The following is a 17,854-nucleotide window of genomic DNA, read 5'->3' as shown; positions in this document are numbered from 1 at the left end:
CATCAAACACCTCAATGCAGCAGACACTGAAACATCATTAACCTTTGTTTTAAAAGGAAATTAAAAATTGGCACCGGTTTTGCTTTATCGCAACAAAGATCAAGATAAGGACTTTCACATGAAGCGTAACCTCACCTACACCCTGAGCACTGTTTTACTGCTTGGGTCTCTGGCCAGCGGCTGCAGCGAACAACAGCAGGAAGAACAACAACAAGCCTTTGCCATTCCGGTCGAAACCAGCATAGTCACTCAAGGCCAGGTTTCCTCCTTCTACGCCACCACAGCCACACTGGAAGCGCCACAAGAAGCCCATGTGGTCAGCCGTATTGCCGGGCTGATAGAAACTCTGCAAGTCGAGGAAGGTGACAGAGTCAACAAGGGACAGTTGCTGGCGGTGATAGACTCCCGTCGCCAACGCTATGAGCTGGATAAGGCCGAAGCCGAGGTGCAAATCATCGAGCAGGAGCTCAACCGGCTGAAGAAAATGAATAACCGTGAGTTTGTCAGTGCCGATGCCATGGCCAAACTGGAATTCAACCTGCAAGCGGCCAAGGCGCGTCGGGACTTGGCCAAACTGCAGGTGGAAGAAAGCCAAATCCGCTCTCCCATAGATGGCGTGGTCGCCAAACGTTTTGTCAAACAGGGCAATATGGCCAAAGAGTTTGAAGAGCTGTTCTATCTGGTCAATCAGGATGAGCTCTACGGCATAGTCAATCTGCCGGAGCAGCAACTGAGCAGTTTGCGCATAGGTCAGGAAGCCGAAGTTATCAGTTCCCGCCAGCAGCAAGTAGCGGCCAAGGTACTCAGAATAAGCCCTGTGGTGGAAGCCACCAGCGGCACTTTCAAGGTAACCCTTTCGATCCCCAATCAGGATGCCAGTCTCAAGGCCGGGATGTTTACCCGGGTCGAACTCAGATACGACACCCACGATAATGTGATAGTGGTGCCCTATAACGCCGTCATCAATCAGGATGATCGCAAGGCGCTCTATGTTATCGAAGAGGGCAAGGCGCAGCGCCGCGAGGTCAAACTGGGTTACCGCCAGGATGATAAAGTGGAAATCACCGAGGGCATAAGTCCGGGTGAGCAGGTGGTGGTTCGCGGTCAACACAATCTCAAGGATCAATCATTGGTGGAAGTGATAGCTCCGCTGGATCTGGCCAAGGCCAACTAACTGTCACAAGGACCACCTCTTATGTCTATTATTACCACTTCGGTCAAGCGTCCGGTGACCGTCTGGATGTTTATGCTGGCCGTTATCCTGTTCGGCATGGTGGGTTTCTCCCGTCTGGCGGTAAAGCTGTTGCCTGACTTGAGCTACCCCACACTCACCATACGCACCCTCTACGAGGGCGCTGCACCCGTGGAGGTGGAGCAGCTTATCTCCAAACCTATCGAAGAAGCGGTCGGCATTGTTAAAGGCTTGAGACAGATAAGTTCGATTTCCCGTTCCGGTATGTCCGATGTGGTGCTCGAATTTGAATGGGGCACAGAGATGGATATGGCCAGTCTCGATGTGCGGGAAAAACTCGATACCATAGAATTGCCGCTGGATGTGAAAAAGCCTTTGTTGCTGCGCTTTAATCCCAATCTCGATCCCATCATGCGCCTGGCACTGCCGGCCCCCAAGGCCACAGAAGCCGAGCTCAAGCGCCTGCGGACTTATGCCGAAGAGGAGCTTAAGCGGGATCTCGAGTCACTTTCCGGAGTCGCTGCCGTGCGCCTTTCCGGCGGGCTGGAGCAGGAAGTGCATATTCTGCTCAATCAACAGAAACTGGCGCAGCTGGATCTCAGCAGCGAAGCCATTCGTAACCGTATCAGTGAAGAAAACGTCAACCTTTCTGCCGGTAAGGTGATCCAGGGCGACCGCGAATATCTGGTGCGCACTGTTAACCAGTTTCACTCCCTCGATGAGCTGGCCAATGTGATTGTCTATCAAAAGGGCAATACCCTGGTACGTCTTGGCGAAATAGCAGAGGTCACAGATGCCTTTAAAGAGCGCAGCGATATTACCCGCATCGGCGGCAAGGAGTCCATTGAGCTCGCCATCTATAAGGAGGGCGATGCCAATACGGTAGCCGTAGCCAATAAGCTTAAGAGCCAGTTGCAACAGATGCGCTCTGAGGCCAAAGACAGCGCCACGCCAGTGCCTGAAATAATTTACGATCAGTCGGAGTTTATCGAAAGCGCCGTCAGCGAAGTGACCTCATCAGCCCTTATCGGCAGTCTGCTCGCGATGCTGGTCATCTACCTGTTCCTTCGAGACATCATCCCTACCCTGATCATCTCCATCTCTATCCCTTTTTCTGTGATAGCCACCTTTAACATGATGTATTTTGCCGATATCAGTCTTAACATCATGTCGCTCGGCGGTATCGCGCTGGCGGTGGGGTTGTTGGTGGATAACGCCATCGTGGTGCTGGAAAACATCGACAGGTGCAAGGCCCAAGGGATGGATCGCCGTCAGGCCGCCATCACAGGAACCAAAGAGGTGGCCGGGGCGATTTTTGCCTCCACCCTGACCACGCTGGCGGTATTTGTGCCCTTGGTATTTGTCGACGGCATTGCCGGAGCCCTGTTTGCCGATCAGGCCCTGACCGTTACTTTCGCCCTGCTGGCCTCTTTGCTGGTTGCCCTCACCTCAATTCCTATGCTGGCTTCCCGCGAAGGCTTCACTATGTTGCCGGAACTGGTCAAGCGTGACAAACCGCAGCCTCCGGCGGGTAAGCTTGGCAAACTCAAGCATTACAGCGCCACTGTGTTTACCTTCCCTTTCCTGTTGCTGCTCAGCTATCTGCCAAGATTGCTGCTGACGCTGGTGTTAATCGTCACCCGGCTGCTGGTGTGGCTGGTATCCCTGGTGATGAAGCCGCTGTCCAGACTGTTTAACCTTTGCTACGGCTGGCTGGCCGATGGCTATCGGCCGCTGCTGAACCTGGCGCTCAAGTTCCGTGGCATCACTCTGGCGCTGGCCATTGCGGTCACCGCCATCTCTGGCGTCTTGATGAGCCGCCTGGGAATGGAGCTGATCCCACCGATGAATCAAGGCGAATTCTATGTGGAAATCCTGCTGCCTCCCGGCAGTGAGGTGAGCCAAACCGATGCCGTATTGCAGCGTCTGGCACTGGCTATCAAGGACAGAGAGGACGTGAAACACGCCTACAGCCAGGCCGGCAGCGGTGGTCTCATGACTTCGGATACCCGGCGTGGCGGCGAAAACTGGGGGCGGCTGCAGGTGGTGCTGGCCGATCACCGCGCGTTTGACCAAGTTGCCGCCAAGCTGCGCAGCACGTTGCGCACTATTCCCGAGCTGGAAGCGCAGATCCAATATCCCGAGCTGTTCAGCTTCAAGACTCCGCTGGAGATAGAGTTGTCCGGCTATGAACTGGAACAGTTGAAAACCTCGGCCGCTTCATTGGTTAAGGCGCTGGAGGGCGATCCCCGCTTTGTCGATGTCAGCAGCAGCCTGCGTGACGGTCAGCCGGAGCTGAGTATCCGTTTTGATCACGCCAGAATGGCCGCCCTTGGCCTGGATGCACCAACCGTGGCCACCAGCATAGCCCAGCGGGTTGGCGGTACCGTAGCCAGCAAATACACTCTGAGGGAGCGCAAGATAGATATTCTGGTGCGCAGCGAGTTGGATGAACGCAATCAGATAAGCGATATCGATGCCATGCTGATCAACCCATCCAGCCCACAGCCCATCCCCTTGAGCGCCGTGGCCGATGTCTCGCTGACTCTGGGACCTTCGGCAATCAATCGCATCAGCCAGCAGCGGGTAGCCATAGTGTCGGCCAATCTGGCCTATGGCGATCTCAATCAGGCTGTGGCCAGTGCCAAGCACATTCTCAGCCAACTGACACTACCCGCCTCGGTGCAGAGCCGATTCGGCGGTCAGAATGAAGAGATGGAGCATTCTTTCCAATCGCTGAAGATAGCGCTGATCTTGGCGGTATTCCTGGTTTATCTGGTGATGGCCAGTCAGTTTGAGTCATTGCTGCATCCCTTGCTTATCCTGATGGCTGTACCTATGGCACTGAGCGGCAGTATCTACGGCCTGGCGATAACCGGCACCCAGCTGTCTGTCATCGTCTTTATCGGCCTTATCATGCTGGCCGGGATAGTGGTCAATAACGCCATAGTATTGGTGGACAGGATCAATCAGCTCAGGCAAAGCGGCAAACCACGTCTCGACGCCATCAAGCAAGCGGCAGCATCGCGTTTAAGACCCATACTGATGACCACACTGACCACCAATCTGGGGCTGCTGCCCATGGCAATAGGCTTAGGAGACGGCAGCGAAGTGCGCGCGCCGATGGCGATCACTGTCATTTTCGGCCTCAGCCTGTCGACTCTGCTGACTCTGGTGGTTATTCCTGTGCTCTATGCCCTGTTCGACCGCAAACAGTACGCCGAGCCGGCCACCATGGGAGAAGGCGCATGAACCTGACCAAACTGGCGCTCAAGCGCCCGGTGACCACCAGCATGTTCTTTGTGGCCATTCTGCTCTTTGGTCTGGCCGCCAGCCGCTTGCTGCCGCTGGAGATGTTCCCCGGGATAGAGATACCGCGGATCTTTATCCAGGTGCCTTACAAAGGCTCCTCTCCTGCGGAAGTGGAACGCGACATCACCAATGTACTGGAAGAGTCGCTCGCCACCATGGGCGGACTCGATGAGCTGCGCTCACGTTCCAGCCAGGATGGCAGCGAGATAGAAGTGAGAATGAAGTGGGGTGAAAACGTCGCCGCCCGCAGCCTGGAAGCGCGGGAAAAGGTGGATGCGGTGCGCCATCTGCTGCCAACCGATGTGGAGCGGGTGTTTATCATGCAGTTCTCCACTGCCGACATGCCTATGCTGAATATCAGGATCTCCAGTGAGCGGGAACTCTCCGGCGCCTTCGATCTGCTGGAGAAACAGCTCAAACGGCCACTGGAGCGGGTGGAAGGCGTCTCCAAGGTCACCCTCTATGGCGTGGAGCAAAAACAGATAGAGATACGTCTCGATGCCCAGCGCCTGGCCGCCAGTGGCATGAGTGTTCCCGCCATTCACAAGCGTCTGGCGGCAGAAAACTTTGTGATAAGCGGCGGCAACCTGAGGGATAACGGCCGGGTCTATCAGGTGTCTCCCAAGGGCGAGTTCCGTAATCTCGAAGAGATCAAGGCGCTGGTATTGCTGCCGGGTTTGACCCTGGGCGATATCAGCGAAGTCAATTTCGCCCTGCCTGAAGCCACCGAGGGCCGCCATCTGGATAAGAAATATGCCGTCGGCCTGGATGTGTTCAAGGAATCCGGCGCCAATCTGGTGGAGGTTTCGACCAGGGTGCTTAAAGTGATTGAGGCCGCCAGAGAGGACAAGCAATTTCAGGGGATCAAGCTGTTTATCATGGAAGATCAGGCCCATGGAGTGAAATCGTCGCTCAAGGACTTGTTGATGTCCGGCCTGCTGGGCGCCCTGCTCTCCTTTGCCGTGCTGTACCTGTTCCTGCGCAACCTGCGCATGACCCTGGTGGTGGTTTCCTCCGTGCCCATCTCCATCTGCATGACATTGGCCGGCATGTACTTTCTCGGCTACAGCCTCAATATTCTCTCTATGATGGGGCTGCTGCTGGCGATAGGTATGCTGATTGATAATGCCGTGGTGGTCACAGAGAGTGTGTTGCAGGAGCAGCAACATGGCGCTAACGATAACAATACAGATGACAGCCCCAACAACACTGGCGATCGAGCAATCCTCAACGGGGTCGACAAGGTGGCGCTGGCGGTGCTGGCCGGTACCCTGACCACGGCGATAGTGTTCCTGCCGAATATTTTCGGGGTCAAAGTGGAGCTGACCATCTTCCTCGAACACGTTGCCATCGCCATCTGCATTTCGCTGGCGGCCTCGCTGTTGGTGGCCAAGACGCTGATCCCCTTGATGCTGTCAAAACTGCAACTCAGGTTTGAGCGGGTCGAGAAAGAATCGCGGCTGCAGAAGTCTTACCACACCAGTCTCAACTGGATACTGCAGCACCCGAAAATCGCTACTTGCCTGGCACTGCTGATGTTGCTGTCAACCGCCCTGCCGCTGTCGTTGGTGAAACAGGACAGTCAGGACAGCCAAAGCAAGGAGCGCTTCTACATCAACTACCAGTTGCAAGGACGTCACAGCCTGGCGGTCACCGAGGCCATGGTCAGCCAGATGGAAGACTACCTCTATGCCCATAAGGATGAGTTCCACATAGATGCCGTCTACAGCTATTACTCTCCCGAGGATGCCTCTTCCACCATACTGCTAAAGCCGGATCTGGAGGAGGATGTCGCCGAGCTGAAAAAGCGGATCCGCGAAGGATTTCCCAAGTTCTCCATTGCCAAGCCTCAGTTTGGCTGGGGCAGCGATGAGTCCGGCGTCAGAGTAACACTGACCGGGCGCTCCACCTCAGAGCTTGTTCGCCTCAGTGAACAGGTGATCCCTTTGCTCTCCAACATAGAGGGCCTGCATGATGTGCGCTCTGAGCTCAACGGCGCCCAGCAGGAGGTGATAGTACAGATAGACAGAGAGCTGGCCGCCCGCCTGGGGCTGAGCATCAAGGATATTGCCGGCAGTATCTCCCTGGCACTTCGGGGCGCAGCACTGCGTTCATTTCGCCACGATCCCAGTGGTGAGCTCAGAATCGAACTGGCCTTTGAACGCGACTGGCGTCAGTCGCTGGAGCGGCTAAAACAATTGCCCATAGTGCGACAGGACAACAAGGTCTATTCGCTGGAGAGTCTGGCCAAGGTGGAAATTGTCCCCAGATTCGATGTCATTCGTCACTATGATCGCCAGACGGCACTTTCCATAGGCGCTAACCTTGAAGATCTCAGCATGGAAGAGGCGCAGAAACAGATCATGGCGGCGCTCAAGCATGTCAACTTCCCCCATGGTTATGACTACTCACTCAGAGGCGGCTTTCAACGTCAGGACGAGGAAGAGTCTGTCATGCTGATCAACATGGTGTTGGCGATTGCCATGATCTATATAGTGATGGCGGCTTTGTTTGAGTCGCTGCTGCTGCCGAGCGCCATCATTACCAGCATACTCTTCTCCATCACAGGGGTATTCTGGGCCCTGTGGCTGAGCGGCACGCCTATGTCCGTGATGGCCATGATAGGCATACTGATCCTGATGGGGATAGTGGTCAACAACGGCATAGTGCTGGTGGATCAAATCAATCAGATGACGCCGCCACTGGAGCAGTTGTCTGAGGTCATCGCCTCTGTCTGTGTCACCCGTTTGCGGCCGGTATTGATGACGGTTGGGACCACAGTGCTGGGCCTGCTTCCGCTGGCGCTGGGAGACACTCAGATAGGCGGCGGTGGCCCGCCATACTCACCTATGGCGATTGCCATCATAGGTGGCTTGAGTTTCTCCACCCTGACCAGTCTCTATTTGGTGCCCCTGTGTTACCAGGCCTTCTTCCGCCTGCGTCATAATGCGGCCATCAGGCTCGGGCAATCGCTCAAACTCAGTCAGCGCCTGCTGCCCTGGACCTGAGCCGAAAAGCGCCGCTGAACAGATAAAAAAGCTGCATTGCAGCTTTTTTATTGCCCGGACATCAATAGCGAACTAGCTTTATCCCAGCACTCAACTATTTGGAGTTCCCATGCCAGGTTTGCTTAAACGCTTTACATCACTCGTGCTGTTTACACTTGTCAGCTTGGCTGCCGCGGCGGAAAACAATTCCTATGCCAAGAATCCCTATGCCGAGGTCAAGATAACCACTCATGAACTGCTGCCAGGTCGCTATATGTTGACCGGCGCCGGCGGCAACATAGGTGTCAGTGCCGGGGAGGATGGACTGCTTATTATAGATGACCAGTTTGCGCCGCTGGCAGAGAAGATTTCTGCGGCACTACAAGGTCTCAAGCCGGGCCATCCGGCTTTTGTCATCAATACCCATTTTCACGGCGATCATACCGGGGGCAATCTGTACTTTGGCCAAAACGCCAACATTCTTGCCCACGAGAATGTGCTCAAGCGCTTGAATGAGAAAGCAACCCATAAGAAGGCGCTACCTGTTATCACCTATGACAAGGGACTGAAAATTCACTTCAACAACCAGGTGTTGGAACTTATTCACCTAGGCCCAGGGCATACGGATGGTGACACCCTGGTGCTGTGGCAGGATCGCAAACTGGTGCATATGGGCGATCTCTTCTTTAAAGACAGGTTTCCTTTTATCGATCTCGACCACGGCGGCTCGGTCATCGGCTACAGAGACAATGTCGCGGCCGTGCTTGAACTCATAGATCAGGATACCCTGGTTATTCCAGGTCATGGGGAACTGGCTAATAAGGCCGATCTCCTGAGGTTCAAACATATGCTGGATGACTGCATCAATTGGATGAAAGAGGGCAAGCAGCGCGGCATGACTCTCGAGCAGATGCAGGCCAAGGAACTGCCCCAAGCATGGCGGGAATGGGGCTGGCAATTCATCCCCAAGGAGCGCTGGGTCAAGACCTTATATTCAGGGGTTTCAGACGACCAAAACCCTGCCCGGTAACTTGAGGCTCTTCCCTGAGCTGACTAAACTTAAAGTCTGATACGCCCAGGGATCTGAACGCTCATGAACCAAGAAGTTCCAAGCGATTCTAAAGGGTCCAGAATCAGTCGGCGTAACATATTGGTCCTGGATCCTGTCGATGGCTTGCCTGATATTGCCGCCGAGTTGGCACCCTTTGGCTGGCATTGCTTCAAAGCACAGCGAGCCCATGATGCATTGACCCTACTGGGTCAATACGACATCAGGGTAATTGTTGCCGTCATTGAAACCAGTAGTCACAAATGCCAGGCCAGAGAAATAGCCGAGATCCAAAGAAAACACCCCAAATTGCAATGGTTGGCGGTGACAGATGGCATATTGGACACAAGTTGTAGCTGGCTATTGTCGGCAAACTTTATCGATTACTATCACAAGCCTTTGAGCTGGTGCCGCTTCAATGACTCTCTGGGGCATGCCTGGGGTATGTCACAACTGGCGAGGAACAATCCCACCGTCGCCATTGATGGCGCCCCGCTGACCGCGATTGAAGGCAAGCACCCACTGATCCAAACCTTGCGGCGGGATCTGGAAAAACTGGGACAATCTGACGATACGGTACTTCTCAGCGGTGAAACCGGCTCAGGAAAAGGCCTTTGTGCCAAATGGTTGCATTTTCTGTCCCATCGCCGTCAAGGCCCTTTCGTTACCCTCAACTGCGGCGCCCTGCCCGCAAGTCTGATCCAATCAACGCTGTTTGGCCATGAAAAAGGCGCCTTTACCGGGGCAGACAAGCGCTATATAGGACATTTGGAACAAGCTGATGGTGGCACCCTGTTTCTAGATGAAATCGCCGATCTGCCGCTGGACCTCCAGGTGAATCTGTTGCACTTTCTCGATGACAAACAAATTATGCGGATAGGCGCCTGCCATCCACAGACAGTCAACTGCCGAATGATATTTGCCTCCCATCAGGACCTTGAAAACGCCGTCGATGAAGGTCGATTTCGGGAAGATCTCTATCATCGCCTCAATGTATTGCGGCTACATGTCCCCAGCCTGAGGGAGTACAAAATCGATATCATTCCCATGGCTGAACGTTTTTTGCAAAGCATCCCGGGCAATGCCAGTTCACTGGTATTCAGTAACGAAGCCCTCAATGCCATTCAGAATTACAACTGGCCGGGTAATGTCAGGGAACTGCAAAACCGTATTCGCCGTGCAGCCGTCATGGCCGAAGGCACAGAGATCTCAGCCAAAGCCCTGGGGCTGGATAGAATAAAGGAGCATAACCCTGATATAGACCTGGCCAAACAGAGGGATAACCTGGATGCCGAAGTACTGCTCAAGGCCATTGCCGATAACCGCCACAATATCTCTGCTGCGGCCCGACAACTCAATATTTCCAGAACGACCTTCTATCGCTTGATAAAGAAGTGTCAAATTCAACTCTGATGCTGCCAGGGAGTCAGTGGCAGCCACTAAAGGAGCTCACTATGTTCAATCATCCGCTGATGTTTATCTGGCTTCCACTACTGTTGCTGTCTGGATGTCAGCCACAGCAGCCGTCCTCTTCAGAGCAGGAACTTAAACAATCTATGGCTGAGATCAAACTCCAACTGATCCAAATGGAAAAACAAATCAAGGAGATCCATGAAATAGCTACAGCATCAACAACCCCTAAAGCCAAAGAGTTGCCGCCCTTGGCTGACCTGGATAATCAAGGCAAGCTACCCTCCTTGGGTCAATCTGAAGCACCAATCGTCATAGTGGAGTTTTCAGACTTTCAATGTCCCTATTGCAAACGCTTTTTGGATCTCAGCTTTCCCAAACTCAAGCAGCAATATATAGATACAGGTAAGGTCAGATACCTGGTTCGCAACTTTCCGCTAAGCTTTCACGCCAATGCCGAAAGCGCTGCTATTGCAGCAGCCTGTGCCGGCAAACAAGATAGTTACTGGCCAATGCGAGAACAACTTTTTGCCAATATTACCCGGCTCAATCCTGAACTCTATTTAAGTAGTGCCAAGCAGCAAGATTTACAACTGCCGGACTTTGAAGCCTGCCTTGATGATCCTGCCATTAAGGCGAGTGTCATGGCAGATCTCCAGTACGGTCAGCAATATGGCGTCACCGGCACCCCAAGTTTTATCATAGGTCGAGTAAGTAATAACCAGATGCAGACACCCAAGTTATTGGTAGGAGCTCATCCCTACGAAGCCTTTAGTGCCATTTTGGATAAATTACAGCAGGATAATTAGTCTGACGCCTCATCCCACCGACTCACTTCCCCCCTCAGCGCCAAACAAACTGGCCTGCGCTACACGCAGGCCAGCTACTGAACAAGTGATACAAGCTGAAACATACTCAAGCCTCTGATTCTAAAGCAAGCCATTCACAGTGTTCCAAAGACGAAACACCCAGACTGTTACACCTGGCAGACAAAAACATAGAAAACACCTAAAAATCAAAGTATTAACTATATGGAATGACGTTTGCTTATCAGGGAGGCGTTTGGATATTTGCTGTGCGAATCCGGCCATTCCTTTGGGAAGCCTTAACCGGTGATGTTACTCGATTGCAGCAAGCTCACTAAAATGTGCGGCCACTGTCAGTGGCCAAACAAACTTCGGAGGGATAGCAAGATGAAACTATTCCAGTGTAACTGGCTGATCAGGGCTCTGGGTGTCGTCCTGATTGGCGGCGCCTCGCTTTACGGTGCCTCGAGTTTGACGCCCGTCAACGCCTCCTTCTTCCCGCAACAGTTCGATCAAGCTTGTATGGCCGAACAAGCGGGATTTGCCCTCAATTGTACAGCCAATGATGTCAGGGTAAGTAAGGTGGATAATGTCCGTAACCTGGATGGTACCACGCCGGTAGAGTGCGTACTGGGTGACGATGTAACTTTCCTGGCAGATGTGACCATTACCACTACGGCTAATCAAAGGTATGACTATTCCGTCTATCTGCCGGAAGGCAGTTGGAGCGCTCAGGACTCAGATCCCAATAATGAGTGTTCAATTCTGCTCGGGCGTACCAATGGTCCCGGCGTTGACCTGGAAGAAAACCTCGATGCCTGTGCCGATATCAGTAAAGCTGCAGGTTATGATGCCACTCATGTCTATAGCGGCGAGCAGATCACCCTGTTCTGTCGCGATGATGATAACTCAGGCAAGGCTGAGTTCAATTACTGTGCCGCCTGGCACAACAAAACCGGTGCCGATTGCAGTGAAAACAATCCCGCTGCCCCCGGCACACCATCCAAGTGTCGTTGCGATGCGTTTGATATCGACGTCTTTATCAAACCCAACCCACCTGTGATCAATAAAAAACTCATCACCAGCAATACCCAAAATGAACCCGGAGGCACTTACACTTTTGAGTTGAGTTTCAACAACCCCAATGCCCAAACTTCACTATTCATCACTTCGTTAAGCGATGAAGTGGATATTGGTGCCGATGGTACCTATGACACTTCACTGAACTTGTGGAGTGCAGGCGGACCTGTGGGAGCCAGTGATGGTGTGTACCTAAAATCCTCCAACTGTACTCAACCGGCGAATGGTGGCGAAATTCTGCCAAGTGGGTCTTATAGCTGTCAGTTTACTGTTCATATAGTCGATAGGGACTTGCCGGATCTTGCTCCTAATATCGAGTTGTATGATGACTTGATTAAACTGGCGCTGGAAGACAAAAACGGCGATGACGTCATCGACAGCAACAGCTGCGCTGCGGTTAATGGCATAGACGGTGAACACTGCTCCAATGTGGTCCAGGTACAAGTTGAAAACCTGAACCCCTCCATCACAGTGTTGAAAACTGCAAACCCGGATCAGGTTCCTGAGTCAGGCGGAAACGTGACTTATACCGTCAGGGTCAATAACACTGCCGAAGCCTATGATTCACCACTTGAACTCTTCTATTTGGTAGATGACAAGTTTGGTGATCTCAATGGCAAAGGGAGTTGTAGTACTTATCTCGATATCGCCTACGGTAGTTACTATGAATGTAGCTTCACCGAATTTATCAGTGGCACCGGCGCCGGTTCTCACACTAATACTGTGACTGCCAAGGCCTATGACGATGAGATGATAGAAGCTATGGCTGCCGACTCAGCCACAGTGGTTATCAATGATATTCCTTCCATGATCACCTTGGATAAGAGTGCCGATCCTACTTCTGTACTGGAAACAGGTGATGACCTCTCTATCTTCCGTGATGTGGAGTTTACCTTCCTGTTTGGTGTTAAAGATCAAATCAATGGTCAAAACACAGTTGATACCGTGACCTTCAACACCTTGGATGACTCTGTATTTGGTGATCTTACCGCTAAATGTGAAGTAGACACTGTTGACGGCTTGCCATATGGTCCGGCACCACTCGCTGGTTTAATGCTGGATCCCGGTCACAATGCCAGTTGTACCATCACACTGCAGGTGCAAGGAAACAGGACAGATATACATACCAATCTGGCAACCATATACGGTACAGATGAAGATGGCCAGGCCGTGGATGCCATGGATGATGCCACTGTAACCTTTACCCCAGGGTCACCCGCAGTTGATATGGACTTTGCCGCCAGTATGTTGGTGGTACTGGGTATGCATAATGCCGACGTGAACAATGCCAACCTGACTATGCTCACCGCTGCAGGTGTCGATGTGTTCCCAGGTGCCGATATGCCCGGTTTCAAACTGATTAATTCGGGCGGCACTTTCGAAGGCGTCAACTATGGTTCCTGTGCATTAAACCATCCATTTGGTTACACAGGTTCTGGAACAGAAGACTACTTCTGTGCCTTTACCATAGAATTTAAACCCGGTTTGGAAAACACAGATCCTATCGTCTTCCTGGGTGATGTGATAGTGAAACTGGTTAACAGTAAAGGAGATGAATCTACAGCCGATGTGACCATTCAAGTCGGCACCAATGAGAACTAGCCAGCTCAGGCGTTCTCCAATACAAAAAGCCAAGGGTATTACCCCTTGGCTTTTCCACTCTTGGCTTCAGCCAGTTTGATTGTCATACAAAACCAAAATCAACTAGTGCTTACCCTTTCCCTTATTGCCACCTTGGCTGCTACCGGAATCTGTCGAGCTCAAACTGATGGTCACAATTGCGGTTGCACTCTCTTTACCATCAGAAATGGTATAGCTGAAACTATCTGTGCTCTTGAAACGTTTACCCGGTGTGTAACTTATCTGTCCATTAGCCAACAGCTCGACCGTGCCCAGGCTGCTGCGACCAACTGACGTAACCTGCAAAACATCGTCATCCGCGTCTGTGTCATTGCCAAGCACATTGATACTCACCGCCGACTTACTGGCGATACTGACGCTATCATTCACTGCTTCAGGGGCGGAATTCACTGGAGCAGCAATTGAAAACAAGGCTTCAGTACTTGCCTGGTAACCACTATCAGCATTATCCAAGACTCTGAACGTCAGCCCATAATCACCGGCTTCAGCATTAGCAGCAGAAATCACTGTCACAGAAACCGTTTTGCTCTCTCCCGGAGCCAGGTTCAGCTCCTGACTGTTACTACTCCATCCGGCGGGAACATCGGCCAAAATGCGATAGCTGGACGCCTGGCAACTGCCACTGTTTTTATTGCTGACAGTCAGTTGGTAGCTTTGAGCAGCCCCGGCAGCGACCGCGACATCCGGACCAACGACCGAGACCAATGGCGCCACCAAACTACAAGGTGTTTTCACTACATAGCTGGCCAAGGCCGAGCTCTGGTACTCCGGCGCATCGCTCTGCACAGCTGCCAAACTAAAATTGTATACCCCATCGGAACTCTGTTCACTGGAGGTAATCTGAATACCGACATTGGTACTCTCCCCCGGGGCCAAAATAACGCGACCGCTGTTTGCCTGCCAACCGCTGGGTAAAGCCGCCGTCAGTCGATATTCTGCCGCCTCACAACTCGTGTTGCTGTTGTTGGTCAAAGTCCCCTGATAAGTTACCGTCTCCCCCGGTACAGCAATCACATTGGCCTGCTCCAGTGCCCAGGATGGTGCAGCCAATTCACAAACCGCAGCGACTTCGTCCACCATATATCCAAGCAGTACTTCACTCTGGTAACCACTATCGGCTTGATTGGCGGCAACCACAGAAACTTCATAAAGGCCAGGCGTAACATCTGCAGCCGAACTCAAGCTAAAGCTCACGGGTTGACTTTGACCCGGAGCCAACTCAACACTGCTCCCTTGGAATTGCCAACCTGCAGGTACTGAAGCATTCAGCGCAAACACACTGGCAGCACATTCCAGACTATCTCTGTTGGTCAGTATTGCGTTATAGGTAACCAAGGTTCCCGGCTGAACCCACTGCGGGGTTTGCTGCTCAAGCACCAGCTCAGGCGCAGCTGCCACACAGGCCCTTCCCTGGTAATCAACATAAACTCCAGCACCGTTGGCATCGGCATATTCAGTGGTAAAACTCACGCCGGCATCGCTATCTGTGTAACTGTTGCCGACAACCAGGGCAGCATCGTCGAGGTCAAACAGGCTACTCTGCGGGGTCATGTCCAATAATTGACTGCTCTCGATATCCTGATCGCTACTGTTAAGGTGCACCAGCACGCCTTGAGTCACCGCCTTGCCTGCCATAAAGGCATCAAATCCCAGAGGCTGACGATACTCAAGATAGTACCAAAGCGGCTCACCACTCAAACTGTCTGTGCCACGACGAACTTTCAGGCCGCGAGCCCCCCCTTGCGCATCACTTTCATAGGGAGCCAGCTGAAAACTACCGGCTTCATCGGCGCTGACAATATCGCCCCGCTCTTCGGTCAACCAACCTAAGCGGGCCTTGTTCAACAGATTGAAATGTCCTTCCGACTTACCCATGATGTCCAGCGTATCGCCATAGGTAATGGCAACACAGGAATCACTCAAATAGCCGCTACCACAGTTAAGTTCTTTGGCATGTTTCAAGCCCAGGTTATGCCCAAGCTCATGCCCTATGGTCATCAAATTCAGTTCACCGTTGATCCAGGCTCTGGAGGGACTACCACCTACCGTCCCCTGACCACGCCAACTGCAACTACTGTTCTTAGGCAGGAGATAAACCAAACGTGAGTACTGACTCAGATCAAAACCTGCATCTTTGGCGGCTTGTTGGGCATAACTGTCCATTCCAAAATAATCACAGTTAGTGTCGATTGGCAAAGTCAGATAGTCGCTAACATCACCACTAAGCCAGGTCTGACCGTATGAGGCTTCCAGGTAATAATCATTGACTCTACCGAACACCATCTGCTTAACTTCCTCGATACTCCAAGGTTGCAGGTTCGGGTTATCCTGGAAGTTAAGCAGCAATACCAAGAGTTTTTGCTCACCCGTGGTGCCACTGAGTACAGCCCCGGTACCCTTGACCAGGTTTTGGCTTTGCGTTTCATCCAAAGCCAAAACCTGTAAATTTTCCGGTTTGGTAAGAACTACAGCCTTGGGCTCTTGTGCCGCATCTTTAAACTGCCAACCTTTTACCCTGACTTGAATGCCGGTTTTCAATGCAGCTTCGGCCTTGGGCAAAAACAGCTCCACTGAGGTTTCGCCACTGGTGAGGAAGTATCTGAGTTTATGACCATCACCTGTCGCCAACTCCTCATAAATAACCTCAAGCTTCCCCTGAAACTCTTGTTCGGATGCAAAAAAAGTTTGTAACTCAGTTGGGCTCTGGGTTCTGAGAGACCCTGGTAATATCAGCCCCAAAGCAGCCTGAGGCTGGCTACGCACCAACTCAAGCATGGCCATTTGTCTGGACTCGGCCAAAGATTGCAACGAGCCAATATCTTTCTTGGCTCTCAGACCTCTGGCGAGAGCTTGGGATTGAGAAATCGCCTGTTGTTTCAGTTGAGTGGCGGGCGTTGCATTAACCCCGGCATGTCTATGGGAGTTCTTTTGTACACCGTTAGGGGACTGAGCCAATACCGGCATGGCAAGCAACAAGCTGCTAAGCAGCAGAAGAACTGAACGGGTCATATCTGTCTCTCAGGCAATACAAAGCCCTGCAAACCTAAAAAGGTTCTTGCAGACTTTGCATATGGTTTACAGGGAAGCCAAGTAACTCTTTAGATTTCCTTTCCGCCGTGAATGAGGACTTGCTTCGAACTTAGCCCAGGATTTCTTCGAATCCTTAGGAGGACGACATTCTATAAAACCAGCCTATATTTTGTACACCCCTCAAAACCCTTGAATTTAGCGGCTTTGGGGAGTTTTCCTTGTAAAACAGACCTTAATAAAGATTAAAAAATAAACTGGTTTGACCAGATTATTTTTTGACATTATTCATGATGTTAATGAAAAGTAAACTTGAATAAGTGTTTTTTTCTGCCATTACAGTTCGTTATTAGATAAGGTCAAATTTACATCCAATAACATTTTTTTGACACCCTGCTTTCAACTTCAAACAGGACATGTCCCGAGTGAAACTAATCAGGCAGAAATTTAGAGGGGAATATTACGAAAATGCCACAACACCCAATAGATGGGCTTAAGGTCGCGGCCGCCGATATCACGAAAAGGCCGCAGCAACAGATATAACCACTGCCAACTGACCAGGAAACTTTTGGCCTCACGCCAGATAGCTTCACCGCCGGCCAGGCGATAACTGGCTATCGCCTGGGTTATCGCTTCATTGGCAGGCCCCATGTAGCGGTATAAGCTGTGAATGTACACCAGCAGATCCCTTATCTGCTGCATCAGCATATCTTGACCCTTTTGATTGGCCTCAAAATCGATAAAGGTCACCTGTCCTTGCTGCCAACTGATATCCCTGAGCGCCGGACGGCCATGGGCCAGCCCCATGCTGTGTAAACCAGCCAGCGCTGCTGCGCTGTCATTGAGGATCTGTTGCATGCCCGGTTTATCTTGCGATTTGAGTATCAACCATTCTCTGACTGTTACTCCAACATCCTCCACCACAAAGTAGCCCTTGTCGGCCTGAACAATACGCGGCACCGGGGCTGAACGGCTGGCCAGGTGCTCCAGAGTCTGTTTCTCTTTCTCAAGCGCCAGTTGGGGATTGGGTTTCAACACCCGCATGGCTCCCTGCAGTGTCTCGGCTTGTTTAAGCCAATACTTTTTACCCTCATATTCAAACGAGCAAATACGTTCCCCGGGATGAGCTTCCAGCACCCGCAGAACATATTGATTGAATTTGGGTTGAGTCATCTACAAGGTTTCCTTCAAAGAGTTTGTTGTAAGTCACAGAAATTACTTATTAGTATCTTAGGGAGTGGCGTTCGAAGCAAACCAACTCAGGATAAACTCTTGTTATTTAACGAATCCCAAGTGAAATTCGCCACAAATGGTTAATAATGAAAACAGCAAAACAATAGAGTTAACAAGC

Annotated in this window: 9 protein-coding genes; 7 read left to right on the top strand and 2 right to left on the bottom strand. The window is 51.8% G+C overall.

Features of this window, described 5'->3' with window-relative positions:
- Nucleotides 1–118 precede the first annotated feature (118 nt).
- From ACMHXH_RS18515 to ACMHXH_RS18485, 7 genes are all read left to right on the top strand, one after another.
- Nucleotides 119–1,174: an efflux RND transporter periplasmic adaptor subunit gene (locus ACMHXH_RS18515; protein WP_039035121.1), complete on the top strand. Its 1,056-nt coding sequence runs from the start codon at nt 119–121 to the stop codon at nt 1,172–1,174.
- Between the two features lie 21 nt (nt 1,175–1,195).
- Nucleotides 1,196–4,444 (top strand): efflux RND transporter permease subunit, encoded by a 3,249-nt coding sequence (locus tag ACMHXH_RS18510; RefSeq protein ID WP_335911615.1) that lies wholly within the window; start codon nt 1,196–1,198, stop codon nt 4,442–4,444.
- Nucleotides 4,441–7,512 carry an efflux RND transporter permease subunit gene (locus tag ACMHXH_RS18505; protein ID WP_335911616.1) on the top strand — a complete coding sequence of 1,024 codons (3,072 nt, stop codon included), beginning with the start codon at nt 4,441–4,443 and terminating at the stop codon, nt 7,510–7,512. The genes ACMHXH_RS18510 and ACMHXH_RS18505 overlap by 4 nt, the downstream gene beginning before the upstream one ends.
- A gap of 109 nt (nt 7,513–7,621) precedes the next feature.
- Complete coding sequence (locus ACMHXH_RS18500; protein WP_162207121.1) at nt 7,622–8,521, top strand: MBL fold metallo-hydrolase; 900 nt, start codon at nt 7,622–7,624, stop codon at nt 8,519–8,521.
- 63 nt (nt 8,522–8,584) lie between these two features.
- Nucleotides 8,585–9,952, top strand: coding sequence for a sigma-54-dependent transcriptional regulator (locus ACMHXH_RS18495; RefSeq protein ID WP_039035093.1), 1,368 nt, complete (start codon nt 8,585–8,587; stop codon nt 9,950–9,952).
- Between the two features lie 41 nt (nt 9,953–9,993).
- Complete coding sequence (locus tag ACMHXH_RS18490; RefSeq protein WP_071477426.1) at nt 9,994–10,758, top strand: DsbA family protein; 765 nt, start codon at nt 9,994–9,996, stop codon at nt 10,756–10,758.
- A 384-nt stretch (nt 10,759–11,142) separates the two neighbouring features.
- Nucleotides 11,143–13,437: a hypothetical protein gene (locus tag ACMHXH_RS18485; protein ID WP_071477427.1), complete on the top strand. Its 2,295-nt coding sequence runs from the start codon at nt 11,143–11,145 to the stop codon at nt 13,435–13,437.
- A 102-nt stretch (nt 13,438–13,539) separates the two neighbouring features.
- Here ACMHXH_RS18485 and ACMHXH_RS18480 read toward each other — a convergent pair whose 3' ends face one another.
- Together ACMHXH_RS18480 and ACMHXH_RS18475 are read right to left on the bottom strand one after the other, a co-directional pair.
- The gene (locus ACMHXH_RS18480) at nt 13,540–16,485 is read right to left on the bottom strand and encodes an NEW3 domain-containing protein (protein ID WP_335911617.1); all 2,946 of its coding nucleotides are present in this window, start codon (nt 16,483–16,485) and stop codon (nt 13,540–13,542) included.
- A gap of 465 nt (nt 16,486–16,950) precedes the next feature.
- Nucleotides 16,951–17,676, bottom strand: coding sequence for a serine/threonine protein phosphatase (locus tag ACMHXH_RS18475; RefSeq protein WP_413738453.1), 726 nt, complete (start codon nt 17,674–17,676; stop codon nt 16,951–16,953).
- Nucleotides 17,677–17,854: the final 178 nt, after the last annotated feature.

Source organism: Shewanella sp. BJSY2023SW001 (genome assembly GCF_047314685.1).
Classification (GTDB): domain Bacteria; phylum Pseudomonadota; class Gammaproteobacteria; order Enterobacterales; family Shewanellaceae; genus Shewanella; species Shewanella indica.
This window is presented reverse-complemented; position numbering and strand designations above follow the sequence as displayed.

Excerpts from the sequence above, each read along its gene's own strand:
- ACMHXH_RS18515 (WP_039035121.1), top strand. The coding sequence starts at position 119 with ATGAAGCGTAACCTCACCTACACCCTGAGCACTGTTTTACTGCTTGGG.
- ACMHXH_RS18510 (WP_335911615.1), top strand. The coding sequence starts at position 1,196 with ATGTCTATTATTACCACTTCGGTCAAGCGTCCGGTGACCGTCTGGATG.
- ACMHXH_RS18505 (WP_335911616.1), top strand. The coding sequence starts at position 4,441 with ATGAACCTGACCAAACTGGCGCTCAAGCGCCCGGTGACCACCAGCATG.
- ACMHXH_RS18500 (WP_162207121.1), top strand. The coding sequence starts at position 7,622 with ATGCCAGGTTTGCTTAAACGCTTTACATCACTCGTGCTGTTTACACTT.
- ACMHXH_RS18495 (WP_039035093.1), top strand. The coding sequence starts at position 8,585 with ATGAACCAAGAAGTTCCAAGCGATTCTAAAGGGTCCAGAATCAGTCGG.
- ACMHXH_RS18490 (WP_071477426.1), top strand. The coding sequence starts at position 9,994 with ATGTTCAATCATCCGCTGATGTTTATCTGGCTTCCACTACTGTTGCTG.
- ACMHXH_RS18485 (WP_071477427.1), top strand. The coding sequence starts at position 11,143 with ATGAAACTATTCCAGTGTAACTGGCTGATCAGGGCTCTGGGTGTCGTC.
- ACMHXH_RS18480 (WP_335911617.1), bottom strand. The coding sequence starts at position 16,485 with ATGACCCGTTCAGTTCTTCTGCTGCTTAGCAGCTTGTTGCTTGCCATG.
- ACMHXH_RS18475 (WP_413738453.1), bottom strand. The coding sequence starts at position 17,676 with ATGACTCAACCCAAATTCAATCAATATGTTCTGCGGGTGCTGGAAGCT.